This window comes from Flavobacterium ginsengiterrae (assembly GCF_039539785.1).
GTDB classification, from domain to species: domain Bacteria; phylum Bacteroidota; class Bacteroidia; order Flavobacteriales; family Flavobacteriaceae; genus Flavobacterium; species Flavobacterium ginsengiterrae.
Window position 1 is genome coordinate 900118 of the sequence record NZ_BAABDU010000004.1, and the last position, 22833, is coordinate 922950.

The 22833-nt window shown below is 33.2% G+C and carries 18 protein-coding genes; 8 read left to right on the plus strand and 10 right to left on the minus strand.

What is annotated here, in order from left to right; translation table 11 throughout:
* Positions 1–130 precede the first annotated feature (130 nt).
* The 3 genes from ABD859_RS14465 to ABD859_RS14475 all read right to left on the minus strand — a co-directional run bounded on the left by ABD859_RS14465 (position 131) and on the right by ABD859_RS14475 (position 4994).
* On the minus strand, positions 131–2212 hold the full coding sequence (locus ABD859_RS14465) for a protein-disulfide reductase DsbD family protein (protein ID WP_345145327.1): 2082 nt from the start codon (positions 2210–2212) through the stop codon (positions 131–133).
* The gene (tilS, locus tag ABD859_RS14470) at positions 2212–3522 is read right to left on the minus strand and encodes a tRNA lysidine(34) synthetase TilS (protein ID WP_345145328.1); all 1311 of its coding nucleotides are present in this window, start codon (positions 3520–3522) and stop codon (positions 2212–2214) included. Before tilS ends, ABD859_RS14465 begins: the two co-directional genes overlap by 1 nt.
* Positions 3523–3707: 185 nt before the next feature.
* Positions 3708–4994, minus strand: a complete 1287-nt coding sequence (locus ABD859_RS14475) for an anthranilate synthase component I family protein (protein WP_345145329.1) — start codon at positions 4992–4994, stop codon at positions 3708–3710.
* 319 nt (positions 4995–5313) lie between these two features.
* On the opposite strand from ABD859_RS14475, the gene ABD859_RS14480 reads away from it, so the two are divergent.
* On the plus strand, positions 5314–5688 hold the full coding sequence (locus ABD859_RS14480; protein ID WP_345145330.1) for a DoxX family membrane protein: 375 nt from the start codon (positions 5314–5316) through the stop codon (positions 5686–5688).
* A 53-nt stretch (positions 5689–5741) separates the two neighbouring features.
* On the opposite strand, the gene ABD859_RS14485 is transcribed toward ABD859_RS14480, so the two are convergent.
* Positions 5742–6284, minus strand: a complete 543-nt coding sequence (locus ABD859_RS14485) for a lipocalin family protein (protein WP_345145331.1) — start codon at positions 6282–6284, stop codon at positions 5742–5744.
* Positions 6285–6463: 179 nt separating this feature from the next.
* Between ABD859_RS14485 and ABD859_RS14490 the strand changes: the two genes are divergently transcribed.
* Complete coding sequence (locus tag ABD859_RS14490; protein ID WP_345145332.1) at positions 6464–7117, plus strand: hypothetical protein; 654 nt, start codon at positions 6464–6466, stop codon at positions 7115–7117.
* 59 nt (positions 7118–7176) lie between these two features.
* Here ABD859_RS14490 and lpdA read toward each other — a convergent pair whose 3' ends face one another.
* From lpdA to ABD859_RS14510, 4 genes are all read right to left on the minus strand, one after another.
* Complete coding sequence (gene lpdA, locus ABD859_RS14495; protein ID WP_345145333.1) at positions 7177–8580, minus strand: dihydrolipoyl dehydrogenase; 1404 nt, start codon at positions 8578–8580, stop codon at positions 7177–7179.
* Between the two features lie 195 nt (positions 8581–8775).
* Positions 8776–9066, minus strand: coding sequence for a type II toxin-antitoxin system RelE/ParE family toxin (locus ABD859_RS14500; RefSeq protein WP_345145334.1), 291 nt, complete (start codon positions 9064–9066; stop codon positions 8776–8778).
* Positions 9056–9301 carry a hypothetical protein gene (locus tag ABD859_RS14505; protein WP_345145335.1) on the minus strand — a complete coding sequence of 82 codons (246 nt, stop codon included), beginning with the start codon at positions 9299–9301 and terminating at the stop codon, positions 9056–9058. Before ABD859_RS14505 ends, ABD859_RS14500 begins: the two co-directional genes overlap by 11 nt.
* 146 nt (positions 9302–9447) lie before the next feature.
* Positions 9448–9906: an Lrp/AsnC family transcriptional regulator gene (locus ABD859_RS14510; RefSeq protein WP_053471104.1), complete on the minus strand. Its 459-nt coding sequence runs from the start codon at positions 9904–9906 to the stop codon at positions 9448–9450.
* A 192-nt stretch (positions 9907–10098) separates the two neighbouring features.
* Here ABD859_RS14510 and ABD859_RS14515 point away from each other — a divergent pair, with 192 nt between their 5' ends.
* A complete protein-coding gene (locus ABD859_RS14515; protein ID WP_345145336.1) occupies positions 10099–11301 on the plus strand; it encodes an aminotransferase class I/II-fold pyridoxal phosphate-dependent enzyme in 1203 nt (400 codons plus the stop codon).
* A gap of 203 nt (positions 11302–11504) precedes the next feature.
* Here ABD859_RS14515 and ABD859_RS14520 read toward each other — a convergent pair whose 3' ends face one another.
* On the minus strand, positions 11505–13439 hold the full coding sequence (locus ABD859_RS14520; RefSeq protein ID WP_345145337.1) for an amino acid permease: 1935 nt from the start codon (positions 13437–13439) through the stop codon (positions 11505–11507).
* Positions 13440–13769: 330 nt separating this feature from the next.
* Here ABD859_RS14520 and ABD859_RS14525 point away from each other — a divergent pair, with 330 nt between their 5' ends.
* Positions 13770–14930, plus strand: a complete 1161-nt coding sequence (locus tag ABD859_RS14525; RefSeq protein WP_345145338.1) for a Gfo/Idh/MocA family protein — start codon at positions 13770–13772, stop codon at positions 14928–14930.
* A 122-nt stretch (positions 14931–15052) separates the two neighbouring features.
* Here ABD859_RS14525 and ABD859_RS14530 read toward each other — a convergent pair whose 3' ends face one another.
* Entirely contained in the window at positions 15053–17959 is a 2907-nt protein-coding gene (locus ABD859_RS14530; RefSeq protein ID WP_345145339.1) for an FAD-binding and (Fe-S)-binding domain-containing protein, read from the minus strand.
* Positions 17960–18158: 199 nt separating this feature from the next.
* Between ABD859_RS14530 and ABD859_RS14535 the strand changes: the two genes are divergently transcribed.
* The 4 genes from ABD859_RS14535 to ABD859_RS14550 all read left to right on the plus strand — a co-directional run bounded on the left by ABD859_RS14535 (position 18159) and on the right by ABD859_RS14550 (position 22285).
* Positions 18159–18971: a mechanosensitive ion channel family protein gene (locus ABD859_RS14535; RefSeq protein ID WP_345145340.1), complete on the plus strand. Its 813-nt coding sequence runs from the start codon at positions 18159–18161 to the stop codon at positions 18969–18971.
* A 442-nt stretch (positions 18972–19413) separates the two neighbouring features.
* Positions 19414–19647 carry a hypothetical protein gene (locus tag ABD859_RS14540; protein WP_345145341.1) on the plus strand — a complete coding sequence of 78 codons (234 nt, stop codon included), beginning with the start codon at positions 19414–19416 and terminating at the stop codon, positions 19645–19647.
* Between the two features lie 145 nt (positions 19648–19792).
* The gene (locus tag ABD859_RS14545; protein ID WP_345145342.1) at positions 19793–21604 is read left to right on the plus strand and encodes a glucosaminidase domain-containing protein; all 1812 of its coding nucleotides are present in this window, start codon (positions 19793–19795) and stop codon (positions 21602–21604) included.
* Between the two features lie 3 nt (positions 21605–21607).
* Positions 21608–22285 carry a hypothetical protein gene (locus ABD859_RS14550; protein WP_345145343.1) on the plus strand — a complete coding sequence of 226 codons (678 nt, stop codon included), beginning with the start codon at positions 21608–21610 and terminating at the stop codon, positions 22283–22285.
* Positions 22286–22833: the final 548 nt, after the last annotated feature.

The window sequence follows — 22833 nt, forward strand, 5'->3', positions numbered from 1 at the left end:
CACTCTAAATTTGACTTAGAGTGCTTTTTGCTTTTACTGCTATTTTATTATAGATTTTGGATTGTAGATTAATTGAGAAACTTATAACAATCAACTAAAACTACGAACTACAAACCAACCAAACCCTTTATTATTTAAAATTAGCAATTCCTTCTTTTAACCAATGCAAATATTCATCGGCGCTTACATAGCTTATTGTTGGTTTAGAAGTATTTAAATTGTTTCCTTCTAAATCTGTAATTACATACAAAGGCTGTGTATTTGTTTTATATTTTGAGATCATAAAATCTGTCCATTTATCTCCGGCAGTAATGATTTTATCTCCTGCTTCTGTTGTAAATTGTTCTTCTTTTGGAAGTTCACGTTTGTCATCAACATAAAGCGAAATCAAAACAACATCATTTTTTAAAATTGGCAGAATCGTTGGTTCAGACCATACATTATTTTCCATTTTTCTGCAGTTTACGCAGGCATATCCTGTAAAATCAAGCATAATAGGCTTATTGATTTCTTTTGCGTAAGCTAATCCATCTTCGTAATCATGAAAAACCATAATACCATGCGGACCTAATTCTGCTCCTTCCGGAAGACCTTTTATTGATTCTGCAGAAACAGCACCATTTCCTGATCCTCCTACTCCAAACGGACTTTCACTGTATTGCGGCGGCGGCGGGAAAGCGCTGATTAATTTTAACGGTGCTCCCCAAAGTCCCGGAATTAAATACATCGTAAAAACTAAAGTTAATAAACCTAAATATAATCGTCCTACCGAAATATGATGTGTTGGGCTATCGTGAGGAAGGGTAATTTTTCCGAATAAATATAAAGTCAAAGCTCCAAAAATAGCGATCCAGATCGCGATGAAAACTTCTCTTTCTAAGAAATGCAATTGAAGAACTAAATCAGCATTTGATAAAAATTTGAATGCTAAAGCCAATTCTAAAAATCCTAAAACTACTTTTACCGTGTTTAACCAGCCGCCGGATTTTGGAAGTGAATTTAACCAGCCCGGGAACATAGCAAACAACATAAACGGAAGTGCTAATGCAGATGAAAACCCTAACATTCCCACAACTGGAGCAATTCCTCCGTTTGAAGCAGCTTCAACTAATAATGTTCCAACAATTGGTCCTGTACAAGAGAAAGATACGATTGCCAAAGCCAAAGCCATAAACAAAATTCCGATTAATCCTCCTTTATCTGCCTGCTGATCAGCTTTGTTTGCCCATGAGTTTGGAAGCATAATTTCAAAAGCTCCCAAAAATGAAGTTGCAAAAATGATTAATATCACAAAGAAGATAAGGTTAAACCAAACATCTGTAGATAAGGCGTTTAAAGCATCGGCACCAAATATTTTAGTTACAATAAGACCTAAAATCACATAGATTGCAATAATAGAAAGGCCGTAAATAATGGCATTTCTAATTCCTTTAGCACGACTTTTACTTTGTTTGGTAAAGAAACTTACCGTCATAGGAATCATTGGGAAAACGCAAGGTGTTAACAATGCGGCAAATCCAGATAAAAAGGCAATAAAAAAGATTGACCATAAACTTCTGGCCGGTGCCGGAGCAGGGATTTCTTCTTTTTCAGTTTCAGCTGTTTTTTCTATTTTTGAAGATGCAGTTTCGTCTTTTTTAACCGTATCAACAGCGATTCCTGTTACTTTCGTTTCATCAAGTTTAGCTTCTGTTATCGACGGAACCTCATCCATTTTAAAAGTTGAAGGAACAGCAATCGAGAATTTTTTACTTGAATTAATACAAACTTCTTTACAAACCTGAAAATCAAAATCAACATCAACCGTTTTTAAATTTGGGTTAATGATTTTTATTTCCTGTTCGATATGTGCTTTTCCTTCAAAGAAAGTTTCATCTACGCCAAAAACATCATTAAAAGCCGTTCTGGTTTTACCTTCTTTAGCTTTTCCAACTAATTCATAATTTCCTTTTTGGTTTTTAAAACTAATTTCTAAAGCCAAAGGTCCGCCGTCTGGTGTAAACTGCGAATACATGTGCCAGTCTTTTTCGATTACAGCATCAAAAATTAAAACAGCATTATTACCTTTTTTCTCAATTTTAGAAATCCATTTTACCGGCTCTAAAATTTGTGCATTTCCTGCCAAAGTAAAAAAGAACAACAGTAAAAAGGCGGTTATTTTATTCCAGATACTTCTTGAAAGTATCGATTGATGATTTTGATTAAAGTTCATTATTGCAATTCTATTTTAAGTATTTTATTTGTGGTATTTTCTATTTTAAAACGTTCGTCTTGTCTAATTCCAACAACCCATACAATTTGGTCATCAGAACACAAAATCCATGTTTTTTCTTTTTCGATCAATGATAATTTTTCATCTTTAAAAAGTTTACTCACTTTTTTTGACTTTCCATTCATTCCAAAAGGCTGAAAAATATCTCCTTCTCTCCATTTACGTAATATAAGAGGAAAGCGGATTTTTTCGGAATCGACAAATATAACTCTATTTGAATCATATGTTGTGTGACTTACGTTACTAAGTTTTATTTTTAAGGGAAAATTAACTTCTGTATCGTTTTCATTGATTTCATATTCATCATTTTCAGATGAGCCAGAAAACGGACTCAAAATCAAAGTTTCTCTGTTTTTCAACAATCTAAATTCACCCGAAAGAACTTGTTTTCCAGACTGGCCTTCAACCAGATCATAAATATCGTTCCAGGCAGAAAACCCAAATTCATTCAGCCATTGGTACAAATACGATTTATAATTAGGAAGTTTTTTAAGCTGATTTAAATCAAAATGAATATCATCTCCAGCTTCTTTTGCCACCTGCTGATAAACGATAATCGAAGCATCATCGACCATTTCTTTTGTTTCCTGAAGATATGACTGTGTTTTTTGAAAAGCATCGAGAAAATTAGGATTGATTTCTTTTAAAACCGGAACTAAATTGTGGCGGATTTTATTTCGCAGATATTTAGTAGAAGCATTACTGCTGTCTTCTCTCCATTCTACTGCATTTTCTTCTGCATATTTTAGAATTTCTTCTCTTGAAAAAGGAAGAAGCGGACGAATTATACGATCGTTCTCTTCCGGAATTCCGGTTAAACCGTCTAATCCTGTACCGCGTGTTAGGTTGATAATAAATGTTTCCAGATTATCATCGGCATGATGCGCCGTTAAGATATAATCGAAGTTTTCTTCTTCTAAAAGCTCATAAAACCAACTGTAACGAAGTTCTCTTGCCGCAATCTGAGTCGACAATTTATAATCTTCGGCAAAAGCTTTGGTATCAAACTGAGTTGTAAAAATTTTGATGTTATTTTGATCACAATAGTTTTGAATAAATTCCTGATCGCCAAAACTTTCTAATCCGCGAAGCTGAAAATTACAATGCAAAACAGCAATTTTATAATTTAACTGTCTAAACAAATGCAATAAAACCATACTGTCAATTCCCCCGCTTACAGCCAGAAAAAGCTTTTTCTGAGCCAGAAAAGGAAATCGGGAAACGATATGGTTTTGAAATTTTGAAAGCATCGTATAAAAGTAAAAAATTAAACTTGATCTATTTTCAAATGAAATGTTAACCGTGATGTTTTTTTGTCATATATATTTTTTGCCACAGATTACAGGATTAAAATAATTAAAAAAATCTGTGTAAATCTTTCTAATCTGTGGCAAAAAAATATACGATAAAAATTCGTGTAATTCGTGGCAAAAATTTACTGTAAAACTTCATGCATTGCTTTTGCTTTCAGCAGACATTCTTCGTATTCTTTTTCAGGAATTGAAAGCGATGTTATGGCACTTCCTACCGAAAATGAAACATATTTATTTTCCTGATTATACAAAATACTCCTTATTACGACATTAAAATCAAAATCTCCATCGGGTGTAAAATAACCAACTGCTCCACTGTAAAGCCCGCGTTTGGTTTCTTCCAGATTTTCGATAATTTTCATTACCGAAATTTTAGGCGCGCCAGTCATACTTCCCATAGGAAATGTTGTTTTTAAAACATCAACAGCATTATATTGAGAATCTAATTTTGATGTTATAGTCGAAATCATTTGATGCACCTGCAAAAAAGAATAAATTTTACAAAGTTCTGCTACCTCAACAGATCCTTTTTGAGCTGTATGCGACAAATCGTTTCGAACTAAATCTGTAATCATGATATTTTCTGCCCGTTCTTTTGCGTCTGATTCTAAATATTCTTTCGATTTTTGATCTTCGACAGGATCTAAAAAACGTTTAGAAGTTCCTTTTATGGGCTGGGAAATAATTGTATCGCCTATTTTTTTTAAATAACGTTCGGGCGAAGCCGAAAGCAGATATTGCTTATAGTTTTTAAAGAAAACAGAAAACGGCGCCTGAGAAATTTTATTTAGTTTTTGAAATTTTTCCAACGGATTAATTACAGCATTTTCGGCAAAAAATTCCATACAGAAATTTGCTTCGTACATATCGCCTTTATGAATATGTTCGAGCATTTTATTCACTTTTTCAACGTATAATTCTTTCGAAATACGCTGTTGTATTTCAACTTTATCTAACGTAACAAAAGAGTTAAATTCGTTTTTTAAGATTTCCTCAAAATCATCTTCTATCTCATCATCGCACAGTAACAAATAATGAATTTGAAGCTCACCATTCTTTAATACAAATATTTTTTTTGGCTGAAAGAAAAATAAATCCGGAAACTCTAATCCGTCGAAGTTGTTTGATTTTAAATTTTCAACATCATTTTTCAGGTCATAGGATAAATAACCAAAAAGCCAGTCCTTAGTAGTCTGCTGATATTGTTTTAAATCTTCAAAAGCATTATGAAAATCGGTTTTTAAAGATGTAAAAGCATCAACGGCCAAAATACAGTCGAAACTCGAATATTCCTGCGGATAAGAATTACTATCTAAAAAAACGATTTCCCGAAACTGCTGCGCCCAATTTAAAAGCTGTTGTTTAAACTGCTCTGGATTTGAAATAGGCTTGGTAATTGAAACTCTCAAAAAGAATAGATTTTAAATTTCAAAATTACAACAAAAATTTTGTTGCTCTAATAAACAAGAAGAATTATAAATCTGCTCAATGAACACTTTTAATTCAAAAAAATCAAGCAAAAGTGTTAATATTGGAAGTAATTTCATAAGAAAAAATTCGTTATATTTGATATAGCATTAAACTAATCCCAAAATAGAATATTATTGATTGTTAAATTCTCAAGAAAAAGGATACTTACTTGAATTTCCATTTAATTGATGAATATAGATTTTGCGTTTTCAACCCACTAATTATTATATCATTTAACCTATTTAAATTCTAAGTATTATGAAAATTGCTACTATTATTGTCCGCGTTTTGATCGGCCTTTTACTGCTGTTTGCTTCTATTTCGTTCTTTTTTAAACTTGCGCCGGAACCAGAAACAACAGGTAATTTTAAGGCATTTAATATGGGGTTAGTTGCTTCAACTTATTTATTGCCGCTGGCTAAAACAGTTGAATTACTTTGTGGTCTTTCGTTTGTAACAGGTCGTTTTGTGACTCTGGCAAATATCCTTATTTTACCTATTACAATCAATATTTTGTTTATTAATTATTTCCTTGCTCCAGAAGGTCTGCCAATCGCAGCGTTGCTTTTTCTTGGAAATCTATTTTTAATTTACAGATATTGGGATAACTATAAAACTGTATTTACTCCTTGATGAACACAGATAAAAATAAAAAAGCCGGTATTTAAGTACCAGCTTTTTTATTTTTAATTTGCCTTATCATGTTTTACCCAGACTAATTTGGTTACATCATAACCAATTTCCTGCGCTTTAATAAGAAAATCTGCTTTTACACTTTCCGGAATTGTTTTTTCTCTGGAAAGTATCCACATGTATTTTAAACTTTCTCCGGCCACAAGTGCATATTTGTAATCATTATCAATTGCTACGACATTGTAACCAGCATAAAAAGGACCAAAAAATGAGACTTTCAGCATACCAATATTGTCTTTTTTGACATATCTAGCTTTCCCGACACTTTGTTCCCATTTGTCTTTTTTGACATTATAGCCCTTATTATCAACTTTTATTGTTTTGTCTTCATTCAAAGAATACTCGGCAGTAACATTATCTAAATCTCTTTCCCATTTGTAATCTAATCTAGCGATTTCGTACCACTTCCCGAGATATTTCGCACCGTCAAAATTAGTAACGGCTTGTGCTTTTTCCGGAATTCCGCCTCCGCAAGAGTATAACGCGAGACCAATTCCTGCTCCAATAAGAATTGGAACTACATATTTCGTTTTCATAATTCTATCTTTTTAATTATCATAAAGATAGCACGAGAAATATACATCTAATTTACAAAATTTTTCTTCAAGTTTATATTTTTAGGCATTAAAAATTATCTTGTCCAAAAATTTTAAAATACACCTTACAATAGTTTTATTTTTAAGCTACATTTGGCAAACCAACCTATTAACTTGAAATGAAAAAATACCTGTTGCTGTTTCTATTATTTTATTACTCTTACTCCTCTTCACAATCTATAAAAGCGATTGACTCTCTAAATACTGAAATATGTAAATCATTGGTTCAAAATATAAATTTAGCCAATGAGATTAGAATTAACACGATCAATAATTCGCATATTTCTCCTTATCTGGCAAAATTTAAAGACACCATTGTACAGAGAAAAACATTTGAACAAATTTTTTACAGATTACAAAAAGACTGTAACGAGTTTGTAGCGATTTTTAATCAAAAGTCATCAGAAAGCAGCTGGGTTATGCAAAAAGAAAAACCACAGCAAATTCTATCCAGAAAACAATGTGATGATTTTGATAAAATCTCAAAATATTACTATGTAGAAAATGACGGCAATAAGGTTGAAGTAAATTTAGAAGGTAATTTATGGACAGAAAAATTCTCTGACGGCACTTTTTCAAAACTTTTTTATAGAAAAAAAGGAAATTGTGAATTTGAATTAGAGTTTATTGAAAGCGACAATATATCGAGGAAAAATTTTAGCGTAAAAGGAGAAAAATATGTCTATAAATTATATGACGAAGATAATCAAACATACAGTCTTTATACTGAAAATAAAGGAATGTATTTTACTTTCAAAATGGTAAAGCAATAAAAAAACCGTCCCGTCAAAACTGACGGGACGGTTTTTTAAAAATATGATTTCCGTAAAAATTATACGTGTAAAGCTCTGTTTTCTGTCGCTGCCAATGCTGCTTCTTTAACCGCTTCCGCGAAAGTTGGGTGTGCGTGGCTCATTCTAGAAATATCTTCAGCAGAAGCTTTAAATTCCATTGCAGTAACCGCTTCAGCAATTAAATCTGCTGTACGCGCTCCAATCATGTGAACTCCTAAAACCTCGTCTGTTTTCTCGTCAGCTAAGATTTTTACAAATCCGTCTAAGTCAGCACTTGCTCTTGCACGTCCTAACGCTTTGAAAGGAAAACTTCCAGATTTGTACGCAACTCCAGCTGCTTTCAATTGCTCTTCAGTTTGTCCAACTGCAGCAACTTCTGGCCAAGTGTAAACTACACCAGGAATTAAGTTATAATCGATATGTGGTTTTTGACCTGCTAAGATTTCAGCAACCATTACTCCTTCTTCCTCTGCTTTATGTGCCAACATTGCTCCACGAACAACGTCACCAATAGCATAAATATTTGGAACACTAGTTTGTAAATGATCATTTACCTCAACTTGTCCTCTGTCAGAAATTTTAACTCCAGCTTTGTCAGCGTTTAATCCGTCTGTGTAAGGACGACGACCAACAGAAACTAATGAATAATCTCCCTCTAAAGTGATTGTTTCTCCTTTTGCATTTTCAGCCTGAACTACAACAGCATCGCCGTTTCTTTCAACAGATTTTACTTTGTGAGAAACGTAGAATTTCATTCCTTGTTTTTTCAACACTTTAGTTAATTCTTTAGACAATGAACCGTCCATTCCCGGAATAATTCTGTCCATGAATTCCACTACAGAAACCTGAGCTCCTAAACGAAGGTAAACTTGTCCAAGCTCGATTCCGATAACTCCTCCACCAATAATAACTAAGTGTTTTGGAACTTCTTTTAAAGCCAAAGCTTCAGTAGAAGTGATGATTCTTTCTTTATCAATTTTGATGAATGGTAAAGAAGATGGTTTTGATCCTGTAGCAATTACAGTATATTTTGCTTCGATAGTTTCTGATGTTCCGTCAGCTTTTGCAACAGCAATATGAGTTGCATCTACAAATGAACCTAAACCATTAAAAACAGTAATTTTATTTTTATCCATTAAGTAGTTGATTCCACCTACGGTTTGATCTACAACGGCTTGTTTACGCGCGATCATTTTCTCTAAATTGATTTTTACATCGCCAGAAACTTCGATTCCGTGATCTGCAAAATGAGCAATTTCTGCATAATGATGAGAAGATGATAATAATGCTTTTGAAGGAATACAACCTACGTTAAGGCAAGTTCCGCCTAATGAATTATATTTTTCTACAATAGCAGTTTTGAAACCTAATTGTGCGCAACGAATTGCTGATACATATCCGCCAGGACCTGAACCTATAATGACTACGTCAAATGAACTCATAGTTTGTTAATTTTAATTTAGCGCTTACAAAATTAAGCAATAAAGTTCTGTTTGAGGTTTAATTTTCAATGTTTTTTGTGTGAAATTTTGAGGTTTTGTAGCGCAGAGATTCGCGGAAGTTTTACACGGAGGTTCGCTAAGATTTTATTTTTCTGTATTGTGGGTTTTGCTCGCAAAGGCGCTAAGGCGCAAAGTTTAAGGTTTCATTTTAGGATTTCTTGAAGTATGAAATACCGAATAAATAATTATTTCTGTTCCAATGATTTCATAAATAATCACAAATGGAAACTTTACCAATGTCATTTCTCTATAACTTGGTTCTTTTTTAATTTCGAATAATTCCGGATTTGTCTTTAAAACCTTGAGATATGAATTTAAATACGTTAAAAATTGTTTTCCTAAGCCTTTACTTCTGCTTTCATAAAATTCAATAGATTCGTCGATATCTTTTTCTGCTAATGGTAAAATTTTAATCTTAAAAACCATATTTTGCATTCAATCGTTTTTCTGTTTCTTCCCAAGAACTAGCCTCAACTTCTCCTGAAAGATACTTTTCTCGTTCTTCGGCAACTAAATTATAATGTGAATCTGGAACAACTGAGTCTTTTTCATCATATTTTATAGCATCAAAAACGCTTTCTAAAATCTCTAGTTTAGAATCGTCGTCTATAAATCTTCCAAAATCTTTTATAAGCTTACGTCTTAATTCCTTTACTTCCATTTTGCTTGTGTTTACTTCTATGTAGAATCAAATTACTTCCATTTGGAATCAAATTTAAGGTTTTTAAATTTTGAATTATGTTAAGGAATTCATTTTTTGCTAGCAAATGCGCGATTAAAAACTTAGAACTTCAGCATCTTAGAACCTTAGAAAGAAATCACCGTAGAATTTTTCACTTCGCTAATCATAAACATACTTTGCGTACTTCCAATGTGTTGCAATGAAGTTAATTTGGTAACTAAAAATTCTCTGTATGCTTCCATATCTTTTACCAAAACCTTTAAGATATAATCGTAATCACCACTTACGTGATGGCATTCTAAAACTTCATTGAGTTTAATGACTTCGCTTTCGAATTTAGTTAAGAATTCTTTGGTGTGCTGAATGAGTTTTAAATGACAAAAAACGACAAATCCTTTTTCGATTTTTGATTTATCTACTAATGCTGCGTAATTTTTTATAATTCCTTCGCGTTCGAGTTTTTTGATTCTTTCGTAAACTGCTGTTACCGAAAGATTAAGTTTTAAAGACAATTCTTTATTGGTCTTTTTACTATCAGTCTGAAGTAAAACAAGAAGTTTTTTATCGATTTCGTCTAATGTCATTTTGATGGTTTTAAGAGATGAAAGAAAATCTACAGAATTGCATTTTACAATTCAAATTTAGATTAAAAATCATAACAAAACTATTTTTATAGTTTTAAAATCTATAAAAATAATTAGTAGTTGACATTTTTTCTAATTAGGTAGTTCTTTGACAAAATTCTTTTTAAGACTTAAAACAAAAAACTAACTATAATGAAAGACTTTAACCCAGCAGATAAAATTCAGGATTTGCAATATTTCGGCGAATTTGGCGGTGTAAATCCGTCGATTTCAGATTCTTCTACTTATACATTTTTATCAGCAAAAACGATGTTTGATACTTTTGAAGGCAATATGGAAGGCTGTTATTTGTATTCGCGTCATTCTTCGCCAAGTAATTTGTATTTGGATCAGGCTTTGGCAGCAATGGAAGGAACAGAAACAGCAAATGTTTCGGCTTCGGGAATGGGTGCAATTACTCCTACTCTATTACAATTGTGCGGTGCAGGCGATCACATTGTTTCGAGTCGAACGATTTATGGCGGAACATATGCTTTTCTAAAAAACTTCACTCCTCGTTTTGGAATTGAAACGTCATTTGTAGACATCACAAAATTAGATGTTGTTGAAAAAGCGATTACACAAAACACTAAAGTTTTGTATTGCGAAACGGTAAGTAATCCGCTTTTGGAAGTGGCTGACATTCGCGGATTGGCACAAATTGCTAAAAAGCATAATTTAAAACTGGTTGTTGATAATACTTTTTCGCCTTTGTCAGTTTCACCTGCGAAATTGGGAGCCGATATTGTAATTCATTCTTTGACCAAATATATTAACGGAAGCAGTGATACTGTCGGTGGTGTAACTTGTGCTTCTAAAGAATTTATTAATTCGTTGAAAAACGTAAATTCTGGTGCGAGTATGCTTTTAGGACCAACGATGGATAGTTTGCGCTCTGCTAGTGTGATGAAAAATTTGAGAACGCTTCATATCCGAATTAAACAACACAGTCATAATGCTCATTTTCTAGCCGATCAATTTGAAAAAGATGGTTTAAAAACGGTTTATCCAGGATTGAAAAGTCACCCAAGTCATGAATTATACAAAACAATGATTAATCCAGAATATGGTTTTGGCGGAATGATGACAATCGATGTTGGAACTTTAGCGAAAGCAAATCAATTAATGGAATTAATGCAGGAAAGAAATCTGGGTTATCTAGCAGTAAGCTTAGGATTTTATAAAACACTTTTTAGCGCACCGGGAACTTCAACTTCGAGTGAGATTCCGTTAGAAGAACAAGTAGAAATGGGATTGACAGATGGTTTGATTCGTTTTTCTATTGGTCTGGATAATGATATTCAGCGCACTTATGAAATGATGAAGGCTTGTATGGTCGAGCTTGGGGTTTTGTAGATTAAGTGATTAATTCAGAAAATTTATGATTGTCATTTCGACGAAGGAGAAATCTCCGCAAGAAACTCGCCAAAACATTTCCAATCTTTGTAGAATGTTGTCGCGGAGATTTCTCCTTCGTCGAAATGACACAAAAAAAAAACGAAAAAAGCCGTTTTGAAATAAACTTCAAAACGGCTTTTCTATTTGTATTTTTATAATTCTTAACTGATAACCTGAGCATTAAGTTTACTATTTTTTCTACTATATGTAAAATAAATTACAAGTCCGATGATTAACCAAACTGTGAAATAAATCCAGTTCCAAACGCTTAATTCGGCCATCATATACAAACAGCAGATTAAACCTAAAAGCGGAATTAAAGAAAGATTTTTTCTAAAAGCCCAAACTGTTAATCCAACCAAAACAAATAAGAAAATCCACATTGGAATTTTGTGTTTGAATAATTGAAATCCTGTTTCGTATTTTAATGAATCGCTGATTGGAAGTCCTTTTACAACCTCAGCATATTTAACCTCATCATCCTGATATTGGCTTAATAAATGTTCTAAATCTGAAGTTTCAGAAGTTTTATTAGTCGCATCGATACTTTTTAAATAGCTGAAAACTTTTTCAGAATCTTCTTTATCTAAAGATGTTACAATTGAAGTTGCATCAAAAGTCTGTGCATCGTTATTAATGAATGCCATTGTAGCTTTACTGTTAAAAGCAAAAGCATAATACAATCCCGCAATAATTAAAACAGGTAAAATGTATTTTGAATTGATGTAAGGTGTTTTAAATTTTCCTCTTGGAATTTCTGGTTTGTTTTGAAGTACTAGAACTCCCGCACAAACCAATACAAAGGCAAATAAAGTTCCAATACTGCATAAATCAGTTACCATTGTCAAGTTTAAAAATAATGCAGGAACTGCTACTACAAATCCTGTAACAATTGTTGCAAAAGATGGCGTTTTAAATCTTGGGTGAACGGTTGAGAATTTCTTTGGCAATAATCCGTCACGGCTCATACTCATCCAGATTCTTGGCTGTCCCATTTGGAAAACCAATAAAACGCTCGCCATCGCCACTACTGCACTTACAGCAATAATTCCAGACATCCATTTTAAGTCTAATTTATCGAAAACAAATGCCAGAGGATCTCCAACATTTAATTCATAATATTTAACCATTCCGGTTAAAACCAAAGCAATAGCAATGTATAAAAGCGTACAAATAATGATCGCCCACATCATACCGCGTGGTAAATCTCTTTGTGGATTTTTACATTCTTCGGCGGTTGTAGAAATGGCATCAAAACCAATATATGCAAAGAAAACAGCAGACACTCCTTTTAAAACCCCGCTCACTCCATTTGGCGCAAACGGATCCCAATTAGCTGTATCTACATAAAAAATCCCCACAGCAATTACTAAAAGAACCACACAAAGTTTTACAACCACCATAAGGTTACTTGCATTTCGAGATTCTTTCATTCCTCTGTATACCAAAGCAGTAATTAAAATAATAATGAATAAAGCTGGCAAATCAGTTACAAAATGAAAAGATCCTATTGTAGGCGCCGTTGTCCAGGCTGTGTGAGCCTGTTGTAAAGCAGTACTTAAATTTTCGAAAGATTTTCCGCCTCGCATTAAAGCTTCGGCATCATTAAAACCGTTTGAAGCAGTTAAGTAATCCATTTGAATCCATTGCGGTAAATGAATGCCACCACTCTGCAGAAGTCCCGTAAAATAATCACTCCACGATATGGCGACGGTTATGTTTCCTACGGCATATTCCATAATTAAAGCCCAGCCAATAATCCAGGCGATAATTTCTCCAAAAGCCACGTACGAATACGTATAAGCACTTCCAGAAACCGGAACCATCGAAGCAAATTCAGCGTAAGCAAAAGCAGCAAAACTACAGGCAAGAGCGGTAAAAAGAAACAAAAATATTACAGCTGGTCCTCCGTCTGCACTTGCTTTTCCAATGGTGCTGAAAATTCCCGCTCCAACAATAGCAGCAATTCCAAAAGCCGTTAAATCTTTGGTAGTAAGGTGTTTTCCAAGCGCTCCATGTCCGTCTGCTTCGTTCTTTGCAACCTGTTTCAGAATATCCTGCACTGTTTTTTTTCGGAATAAACTTGAAAATGCCATATATGTATTGCTATTATAAATTAATTTAATTCAGTTGTTCTGGTTTTATTTTGCAAATAATGCAAAAATTATCCTGATTTCAAATATATAAAACGATTTTGTTTTTCTACGATTTTTTTTTTTTACCGCGACCCGAGCGATAGCGAACAGGCGAAGCAATTCAAGAATTATTTTTTTCAAATCTTTGTCTTTAAATTTTCTCTCGCTCCCGATAGCTGTCGGGAGAGAGAAACAAAAAAATCCTTTGCGGTTAAATTGAAAGTACAAATGTAACATTTCATAAAATGAGCTTACTAATACAAGTAGTATTTAATTTTAAAGAATCATTTTATGGAAAAAATCACGAGACGTTCTTTTGTAAATAAATTTGGACTTGGCGTTGGAGCTTCGGTTGTTATGACGACGCTTCCTTCTTTTATAACCGAGGCAGAAAAGGTTCATAAACCTTACACAGGAAAAAAATTAAATATTGCTTTATGCGGTTTAGGAAACTATGCATCGCTATTAGCAGAAGGTCTTCAGGTTTCTGAATACTGCCAGCTTGCCGGAATCGTTACAGGAACGCCTTCTAAAGCTGAAACATGGAAAAAGAAATATAATATTCCTGAAAAAAACATTTACAACTACGAAAACTTCGATTCGATCGCAAAAAACAAAAATATCGACATGGTATATGTTGTAACTCCAAATTCGCTTCATAAAGAGTTTACTGTCCGCGCTGCAAAAGCAGGAAAACATGTTATTGTCGAAAAACCTATGGCAATTACTGTTGAAGACTGTGAAGAAATGATAAAAGTCTGCAATGATAATAATGTACAATTGGCAATGGGCTATCGTCTGCATTATGAACCAAATCATTTAGAGATAAAACGTCTCGGACAGGAAAAAGTTCTGGGACAGGTTCGTTACATTGAAACTGGTCTTGGTTATAGTACGTATGATGTTCGTGACATTAATAAACCAGTCGATTTAAATGCCCGCAAAGAATGGAGACTGACTAAAAAATGGGCCGGCGGCGGTTGTTTGATCAATTTAGGAATTTATTGCATTCAGGTTTCGCGTTATGTTTTAGGCGAAGAACCAATTGCGGTTACAGCTCAATTTGGAACCATAAACAATAAAAACAGATTTAAAGAAGTAGAAGAAAATATTACCTGGCAAATGGAGTTTCCAAGCGGTGCTGTTGCTAATTGCAGCAGTTCGTATGGTTTTGGCATCGACCGATTTCACGCTGCTGCCGATGAAGGTTTCTTCGAAATGAGTCCAGCTGTGAGTTACGGACCTTTTGTAGGTAAAAGATCTGATGGAAAACCATTTAATTTTCCGGTTATAAACCAACAGCAAACTCAAATGGATGAGATTTGTAAAGTCATTTTAGCAGACAAAAAACTCCCGAATCATATTACAGGTGAAGAAGGAATTAAAGATGTTAGAATTATCAACGCTATTTACAAAGCTGCTGAAACAGGTAAAAAAGTAAGTTTGAAATAGTTTTTTATTTGCCACGAAGGCGCTAAGACGCAAAGTTTTCTTTTACTTTTCAATATATTTTCTCTTGCTCCCGATAGCTATCGGGAGCAAGAGAAAAAAAATCTACATTCTAAAATCTAAAATTACTTCAGACAATTTCTCAAAATCGAAACAGGATGCTGTGCTTCTCTTTTTGTTCCGTCATAAATTTGGTGACGACAAGAAGTTCCTGCAGCTGCAATTTTTACATTTTGAGCAGTATTTCTAACTTTTGGAAAAAGCGTGTCCTCTCCCATTTGCATACTTACCTGATAATGTTCTTTTTCGTAGCCAAAAGAACCTGCCATTCCGCAGCAACCCGAATTGTAAATCGTAACTGTATTGTTTTTAGGAAGATTCAACATTGCGAAAGTCGCTTCAACAGAACTTAATGATTTCTGATGGCAATGTCCGTGAATTTTAATTTCCTTGGTTTCTTCTGAAAAAGAATCGGCTGTGATTTTACCGTCAATGATTTCTTTTTTGAAGAATTCTTCAATCGTAAAAGCATTTCTGGATAATTTTTCTACAGCTTCTTTATCATCAGCTAAACGAAGATATTCATCTCTGAAAGTCAAAATCGCCGAAGGTTCTATTCCAATTAAAGGCGCATTGGCTAAAACTAAATCTTTAAAAATATCCACATTATGATTAGCAATTTTCTTGGCTTCTTCCAAAAACCCTTTAGAAAGATACGTTCTTCCGCTTTCTTCGTGATCGACAACCAAAACCTGATAACCTAATTTGGTCAATAATTCGAAAGCATCGATTCCGATATTGACATCATAATAATTCGTGAATTCGTCTACAAACAAATACAATCTTCCGTTTGGAAAATCTGTTTTTGAAGGTTTATTATTTGCATACCATTTTCTAAACGTTTTCTTTGCCAAAAGCGGTACTTGCCTTTCCGGCGCAATTCCCATTGTTTTTTTCACCAAAGCCTGATTCGAAATAAAATTCGTAATCGACGGGAATTTACTTCCCATTTTATTCAGTTTAGCGTTGTTGGCAAAAATCTTATTTCGGGTCGAGAATCCGTTTGCTTTTTGATATTGGTATAAAAACTCGGCTTTAAGAGTTGCAACATCCACATTACTCGGACATTCGCTTGCGCAGGCTTTACAGCTTACGCACAACTCAAAAACTTCGTATAATTCTTTCTGGTCGAATTTATTTTCTTTTTCAGAATAGGTCAAATATTCGCGTAAAGCGTTTGCTCTGGCGCGGGTGGTTTCTTTTTCATTTTTAGTCGCACGATAACTAGGACACATTGCTCCTCCCGCTGATGGCAATTTTCGACAATCACCAGAACCATTACATTTTTCGGCTGCACGCAAAATTCCTAAACTATCTGAGAAATCCTGAAACGTTTTAATATCCGGTTCAACTCTGCCCGAAACTACACGATGATTTTCGTCCATTTTCAAAGCATTTACAATCTTCCCGATATTCAAAACCGAATTCGGATCGAATGCGATTTTAATCCTTTTCAATAATTCGTAATTTTTCTCGCCAATCATAAACGGAATAAACTCCCCGCGAACAATTCCGTCGCCGTGTTCCCCGCTTAATGAACCTCGATATTTTTTTACCAAATGTGCTACTTCTGTCGCAATGGTTCTGAATAATTTTAAATCAGATGTTTTCTTCAAATTCAAAACCGGACGAAGATGCAATTCTCCTGCTCCGGCATGCGCATAATAAATCGCTTCCTGTCCGTGGCTTAACATCATTGCTGAAAATTCGGCAATATAAGCTGGCAAATCACTCAATTCTACCGCCGTATCTTCAATAGAATCTGCCGCTTTATCATCGCCTACTATACTTCCCAAAAGCCCAAGACCTGCTTTTCTTAGTTCGTTAGCTTTATCAATATCACTTCCGTAGATTTTTACTTTAGCATAACCAAAATTGTTTTTATCTAAATCGGCAATTAAAGCATCGGCTTGTTTTTCGGCATCTTCTAAAGTGTGCGATGCGACTTCAAACAACATAATTGCTTTGGGTTCTCCAACCAAAAAGAAACGGTTTTTAATGTGTTCACGGCTGGTTTTAGTACAATCTAAAATCGTGTCGTCGATCATTTCGCAAGTGTACAAATGATGTTTCATCGCCACAACAACCGATTCTAAAGATTCCTGAATCGTGTGATAATGCCCGACAACCATAATACTGTGAGGTGGCGGCAAATCATCAACTTTCAGCGTCACTTCTGTTGTAAAAGCCAAAGTTCCTTCGCTTCCGCAAAGCAGTTTTCCAAGATTTATGGTTGGTTCAGTTCCGCCAAATAATTCTGATTTCAGGAGAATATCAACGGCATAACCTGTATTTCTCCTGTGAATTTCCGGTTTTGGAAACTCTTTTACGATTTCTTCCTGAGCTGTTTTAACCGAAAGTTCATCGTAAATCGTTTTGTATATTTTATTTTCTAAAGAATCTCCTTTTGTTTTTTCGATAAATTCGGCAGAAGTCAAATCTTTAAAAACCACTTCAGAACCGTCGCTCAAAAGTGCTTTTACTTCTGAGATCTTATCTCTTGTAACACCATATCGAATCGAAGTTGTTCCGGAAGAGTTATTTCCCACCATTCCGCCAATCATTGCGCGGTTTGACGTTGATGTAATTGGGGCAAAAAAAACGCCGTAAGGTTTTAAAAATAAATTCAGTTCATCGCGAATTACGCCTGGCTGAACCGTAACGGTTTTATTTTCGGCGTTGTATGAAATAATTTTGGTGAAATTTTTCGACACATCAACCACCAAACCGTCTCCAACTGCCTGTCCTGCCAGCGAAGTTCCCGCAGTTCTTGGCGTAATCGACATATTATGTTCGGCTGCAAATTTTATCAGCTTCGCAATATCTTCAGTTGTTTTAGGAATTGCCACCGCATTCGGTTTAATTCGGTACACCGAAGCATCTGTAGAATAAAGCGTTTTATGAAGCTCATCGAATAAAAGTGTACCTTCGAGGCTTGCGGCTAATTGCTCTAAATGAGATTGGGTCAACATGTAAATGGTGCTTTTTATAAAAATATTTCCTGAAAAAACTCAGACTACAAAGATAAAAATATCGCATGGCAAAATGAGCTCTTTTGAGAATTTATCTAACCGTTTCAAAAGATTTTATAAAATTCTGAGAGAATCCTGTAAAGCGTTTCACTTACTAAAAAGCTAATTTTAAAATTTTACTTTTTTACGCCTTATTATTATGGAAAATTTCTTTCAGGACGTCATTAACCATCTCGAAGGTTACTATAACAGCATTGTCGATCTTACGCCAAAGTTTATTCTGGCCGTTTTGGTCGTTCTCGTTTCGTGGTTTATTGCGAGTCGTGTGGGTATTTTTGCCGGAAACCGACTCAAAGTTAGAATGCACGATCGTCTTTTGGCGGTTTTTATTGCCCGTTTAATTAAATCTGTGCTAATTATTATCGGAATTTTGTTTATGTTCCGAATTATTGGTCTCGAAGGCGTTGCGCAAAGTATGCTTGCGGGTGCGGGAATTTCGGCTTTTGTGATTGGTTTTGCGCTTAAAGATATTGGCGAAAATTTCCTTGCCGGAATTCTGCTGGCTTTTAAAAGACCATTTTCTATTGGTGATATTATCGAAAGTAACGGCGTAAAAGGCGAAGTCATCAACCTCAATCTTCGCGATACCGAAGTCAAAAGTGATTCGAAAATCATTTATATTCCAAACGCTCTTCTTATAAAAAACACTTTAATTAATTATAATAGCGAAGGTTTTCTTTTGCAGACTTTCACCGTCGGACTCGAATACGGTTCTGATTATACACGCGCCATCGAACTCGTAAAAGAGATTCTGGGAAACAGTGAAGAAGTTACCAAAAAAGACCACGAAAATGCCGCCGTAATTACCGATGTTATTGCCGGTGGTATTATTCAGCTTAACGTTCGTTATTGGGTTAAAACGGCATCAACAACTGAAAATTCAGAATGTCGATCTAAGATTATTGCAGCAGTTTTGAAAAAGTTGAAGGAAAATGAGTTTGTGTTGAAGTAAAGGTTCTAAGGTGCTGAGATACTAAGGTTCTGAGGTTTTTTTCTATACGACTGTCATCCTGAGCGAAGTCGAAGGCTTTTGAAACCAACATTTTCCATAACGCAACTCCCTAATTTTGTCATTTCGACGTAAGGAGAAATCTTCGCAAGAAACTCCGCAACAGCGCGTGCTCAGCGTACGAAGATTTCTCGTTCCTCGAAATGACAACTGTACGGAAAACTGGACAGAGTTTATCTTTTCTCAAAATAACGTTTTATATTTACCTTTAAAACAATACTTCTTTATTTTTTTTTATAATATTTTTCTTGCTTAAAGTGTTTTTTTGATATCTTTACAGTCCTAAACACAAAGAATAAACTAATATTAACTTACCCTGATGAAGTAAGCTGTAACCTTTATTAAAATTATTGCTTCAAGGGGTTTTATTCTTAAATTTAGAATTATGAGCTTCAACAACGTTCCAAAAGAAACCGAAAACAGACTTTTGGATTTTTTCAACTACAGAATCGAACCCGAAGAAATGGCTAAAACACTAAGGCAGGTAAATTTTACTTTAGCTTTAGGAATTATGAGCGAACATGAAACGCTTCAAAGAGAAATCAGCAAATTAAGAGACGGCGTTTACTGGCTCAATGAATTAGCTGAAACTTTAAGCCCTTATTTGGAGTTGGAGTAAAAGTTTAAAAAGAAAAACCTCGATTTTTTGAAATCGAGGTTTTTCTTTTTAAATTCAATCAAAAATTATACTGAAACTACCGAACATCAAATGTTTAAAATTTCTCATTTCTTATAAGTAAGATTAAATTTACACAAAAAAAGATATGAAAAAAAAAGTAATTCATAATTTTGATATTGTTATAAAGAACGATATAAAAAAAAGTTCCGAAGAATATAAAAGAATTTTTATTAAAGAACTTGCAAAAGTTTCAAAAGAAATGAATTTGCAAAAAGATATAGTACAGCTCTGGCAAGAACAGCAAAACTATGTTGATATTTTAAATACGAACAATAATGCATTTAAAGAAATTGAAACAATCAGTAATTCTGATAAAATTGAAAATGTAATGCTTCGTGATGATATAACACATATAAATTTAGAACCAAATTATTCAAGTATCTCATCACTTTCTCAATCTGATTTTTTTACTTCTTCTCATAGTATTATAGATTCCTCTGCTTCTATTATTGGAAATTCTTCTACAGTGGAAAAGAAAAATAACATTTTTATCGCAGATAGTACAATAACCTCTCAAGTTTATACAGGAATATCAGCACAAGAAAACATTGTAATTCCTCAAGATCTTAAAATAGTTGATAGTGAAATATATCTTGAAGTAACTAAAACTGAAATCCAAAAGAAATTTAGAAATATTCTTGATTCAAACAAAACTAGTCTGCCAAACTATAACACAACAAGCGCTGACAATGTCGAAGAGCAAGAACATTACATATCACAAATAAATTTTGAACCGCAAAACGGGAATTTAGAAACCAATAATGAAATTTCGATTAATAATATAAATTGGGAGAAATTAAGCGAGCTAATGATTTTTAAATTATCAGAGTTATTGCAAGAAGAAAAAAACATATATTTGAAGGAATATTATGATAAGTTAGTAAATAAAATTTCCAGCGTTAATGTAAATATCCAAGAGTTATTTTCGGAACACAATGAATTATTTTTATTGCTAAAATCAATTTTTCCCGCTCTACCAGAAAAGATATCAATTCAGACAAAAACAATAATATATCCAGACTTAGGTGCTCAGAAAATGTATCCTGTTATTGGAGTAGATAATTTGTATTTTAAGGCTTCTGGAAAATTACTAAATAAGACAGATAATCCATTTACTAAAGTTAACGAAGACTATAGTCTGATGATGGATTTAATTGAAAAAGATGCAACAGATCCTTTACATCATCAATTTTTAATTACGACGGCTCTTAAAATCTACGATGCAGCAAAATATAAAGGGGCAACTGGAAAAGGGGCTTTACTAATAATGGCTCAAGCAAGTATTGAATCTGGGTATGGTAAAGATGCCATGAGAAGAGGAGATTACAATTTATTCGGTACTTCAACTACTGGTAATGATTATAAAGTAAAAAATGGTCAAATTAAAATTAAAGATTATTCAAATGTTGGTGGTTATGATGCCTCTATCAAAGACTATTTTGATAAAAAATTAAAAAGATGGACTGGAATTGCTAATTTAATCAAAAATGAAAATTTTATATCAGATGATATAGATAAAGCTTTTTACACAGGAATATATATAGAAGATGAGGAAACGAGAAACAAAACGGGACACGGCGCTTATAATTTTGACAATGTAAAAACCTCAAAACCAAACGGAAAAGGAACTGTAATTTCAAATAATAATAAATACGGAGAAGATTTAGTAAAACAAATGACTGATTTTAAGAAAAGATTAATTGACAGTATAGATTATCAAATAAAGAAAAACAGAAAGCAAATTACTGAAATAAAGAAAAACAAAGAATCAAATCATAATAATCTGAACATATTGATATTCATTGAGCCAATAAAAGATTTTACAGATATAACAATCGAAATATTGGAAAATGAAAATAAGAGATTAATAGAAATTGAAAAAGATATAAAAAATTAAATTATGAAAGTGTATACATACATTGCAATTATTTTATTATTAACATCTTGCGGTGATAAAAAGATTGACAATCTAAACTTAACAACAACGCAGAAAAAAAATAATGATTCGATACAGAATAGAATCAATAATTCTATTAAAATAGCATCATTAGATACAATTTTTAGAAAAGAAAAAGATTTTCATTTAAAAATCAATAAGTTAGAAAATGGTTTTTTAAAACTGGATTATAAATTAAAAAACGAGAAAAAAAAACATTCTTTCAAAATGAAATACTTTGATTATTCTGAAGTTGTGTTTCCAATAAATGGTGTTGGTCATTTAGATTCAAAAAAATTAAAATTAGAAAAATATTCTATTTACAAAGACAGCATATTGGTTTTACCTATTGTGAGCATGCCTAATACGCTTTCTATATATGTTATTGATTTAAAAAATGAAAAGAAACTAATGGATGATTTTAGAACATCTTTATTTTTTTTGTGGATTAGAACAAAAAAAGGATTTGAATTTATTAGAGCAGACAATCCTATTCTCACTGACTCTACTTATAAATATACCCTAATTAAATGTAGGCTTAATTCAAATTATCTAGAAGATATAAAAACTGATACGATTGTTTTAAAAAATAATATAAATGATGACTTAAAAAAACAATATGAATTGATTAAAAGATTCTAACCATAAATATCATATCAAGACCTAAGAATACAGAGATTATATCCAACGATTAGATTAGAGTAGAAATATATTTAAACTAACTTATCAACAAATACTTGTGCCAATTTCAAAAATGGAAAAATACCTTGTTCATACTAAGTTAGGACAAATACTTTTACAAAATGCTACATTGGAAGGAATGGAGAGAGTAATATAATTATTAATAAACAAATATGGCAAAAGAACCATTTACAGCAAAAATTTCCTCTGTTTGGATTGGAAAGTTTCTTCTTTTGGATTATAATAGGTTGTAAAGGAAAACTAATGGATCAATTCTCAAAGAATATGATAATAGAAATCTATGGACTGGTTATTTTATAACTCTTCTAATGGCATGCTATATATTTTACATTTTATTAAAAATTGAAATTAGTATTTAACGTTTTATAAAAATTGTAAAAAATTGATGTAAGTCTTTATCTGAGAACCATAATTACATTTATATCCATTAAAAAATAATCAAACTTTAAATACATTTATATCCGAAATAATCCCATTTTAGCGTTACT

Bases quoted from the DNA above. Each gene is read 5' to 3' on its own strand.
- ABD859_RS14510 (WP_053471104.1), bottom strand. From the start codon at position 9,906: ATGACATTAGACGAAATCGATAAAAAACTTCTTGTTTTACTTCAGACT.
- tilS (WP_345145328.1), bottom strand. From the start codon at position 3,522: ATGCTTTCAAAATTTCAAAACCATATCGTTTCCCGATTTCCTTTTCTG.
- ABD859_RS14535 (WP_345145340.1), top strand. From the start codon at position 18,159: ATGGAAAATTTCTTTCAGGACGTCATTAACCATCTCGAAGGTTACTAT.
- ABD859_RS14540 (WP_345145341.1), top strand. From the start codon at position 19,414: ATGAGCTTCAACAACGTTCCAAAAGAAACCGAAAACAGACTTTTGGAT.
- ABD859_RS14485 (WP_345145331.1), bottom strand. From the start codon at position 6,284: ATGAAAACGAAATATGTAGTTCCAATTCTTATTGGAGCAGGAATTGGT.
- ABD859_RS14490 (WP_345145332.1), top strand. From the start codon at position 6,464: ATGAAAAAATACCTGTTGCTGTTTCTATTATTTTATTACTCTTACTCC.
- ABD859_RS14505 (WP_345145335.1), bottom strand. From the start codon at position 9,301: ATGGAAGTAAAGGAATTAAGACGTAAGCTTATAAAAGATTTTGGAAGA.
- ABD859_RS14465 (WP_345145327.1), bottom strand. From the start codon at position 2,212: ATGAACTTTAATCAAAATCATCAATCGATACTTTCAAGAAGTATCTGG.
- ABD859_RS14530 (WP_345145339.1), bottom strand. From the start codon at position 17,959: ATGTTGACCCAATCTCATTTAGAGCAATTAGCCGCAAGCCTCGAAGGT.
- lpdA (WP_345145333.1), bottom strand. From the start codon at position 8,580: ATGAGTTCATTTGACGTAGTCATTATAGGTTCAGGTCCTGGCGGATAT.
- ABD859_RS14525 (WP_345145338.1), top strand. From the start codon at position 13,770: ATGGAAAAAATCACGAGACGTTCTTTTGTAAATAAATTTGGACTTGGC.
- ABD859_RS14480 (WP_345145330.1), top strand. From the start codon at position 5,314: ATGAAAATTGCTACTATTATTGTCCGCGTTTTGATCGGCCTTTTACTG.
- ABD859_RS14545 (WP_345145342.1), top strand. From the start codon at position 19,793: ATGAAAAAAAAAGTAATTCATAATTTTGATATTGTTATAAAGAACGAT.
- ABD859_RS14550 (WP_345145343.1), top strand. From the start codon at position 21,608: ATGAAAGTGTATACATACATTGCAATTATTTTATTATTAACATCTTGC.
- ABD859_RS14520 (WP_345145337.1), bottom strand. From the start codon at position 13,439: ATGGCATTTTCAAGTTTATTCCGAAAAAAAACAGTGCAGGATATTCTG.
- ABD859_RS14500 (WP_345145334.1), bottom strand. From the start codon at position 9,066: ATGGTTTTTAAGATTAAAATTTTACCATTAGCAGAAAAAGATATCGAC.
- ABD859_RS14515 (WP_345145336.1), top strand. From the start codon at position 10,099: ATGAAAGACTTTAACCCAGCAGATAAAATTCAGGATTTGCAATATTTC.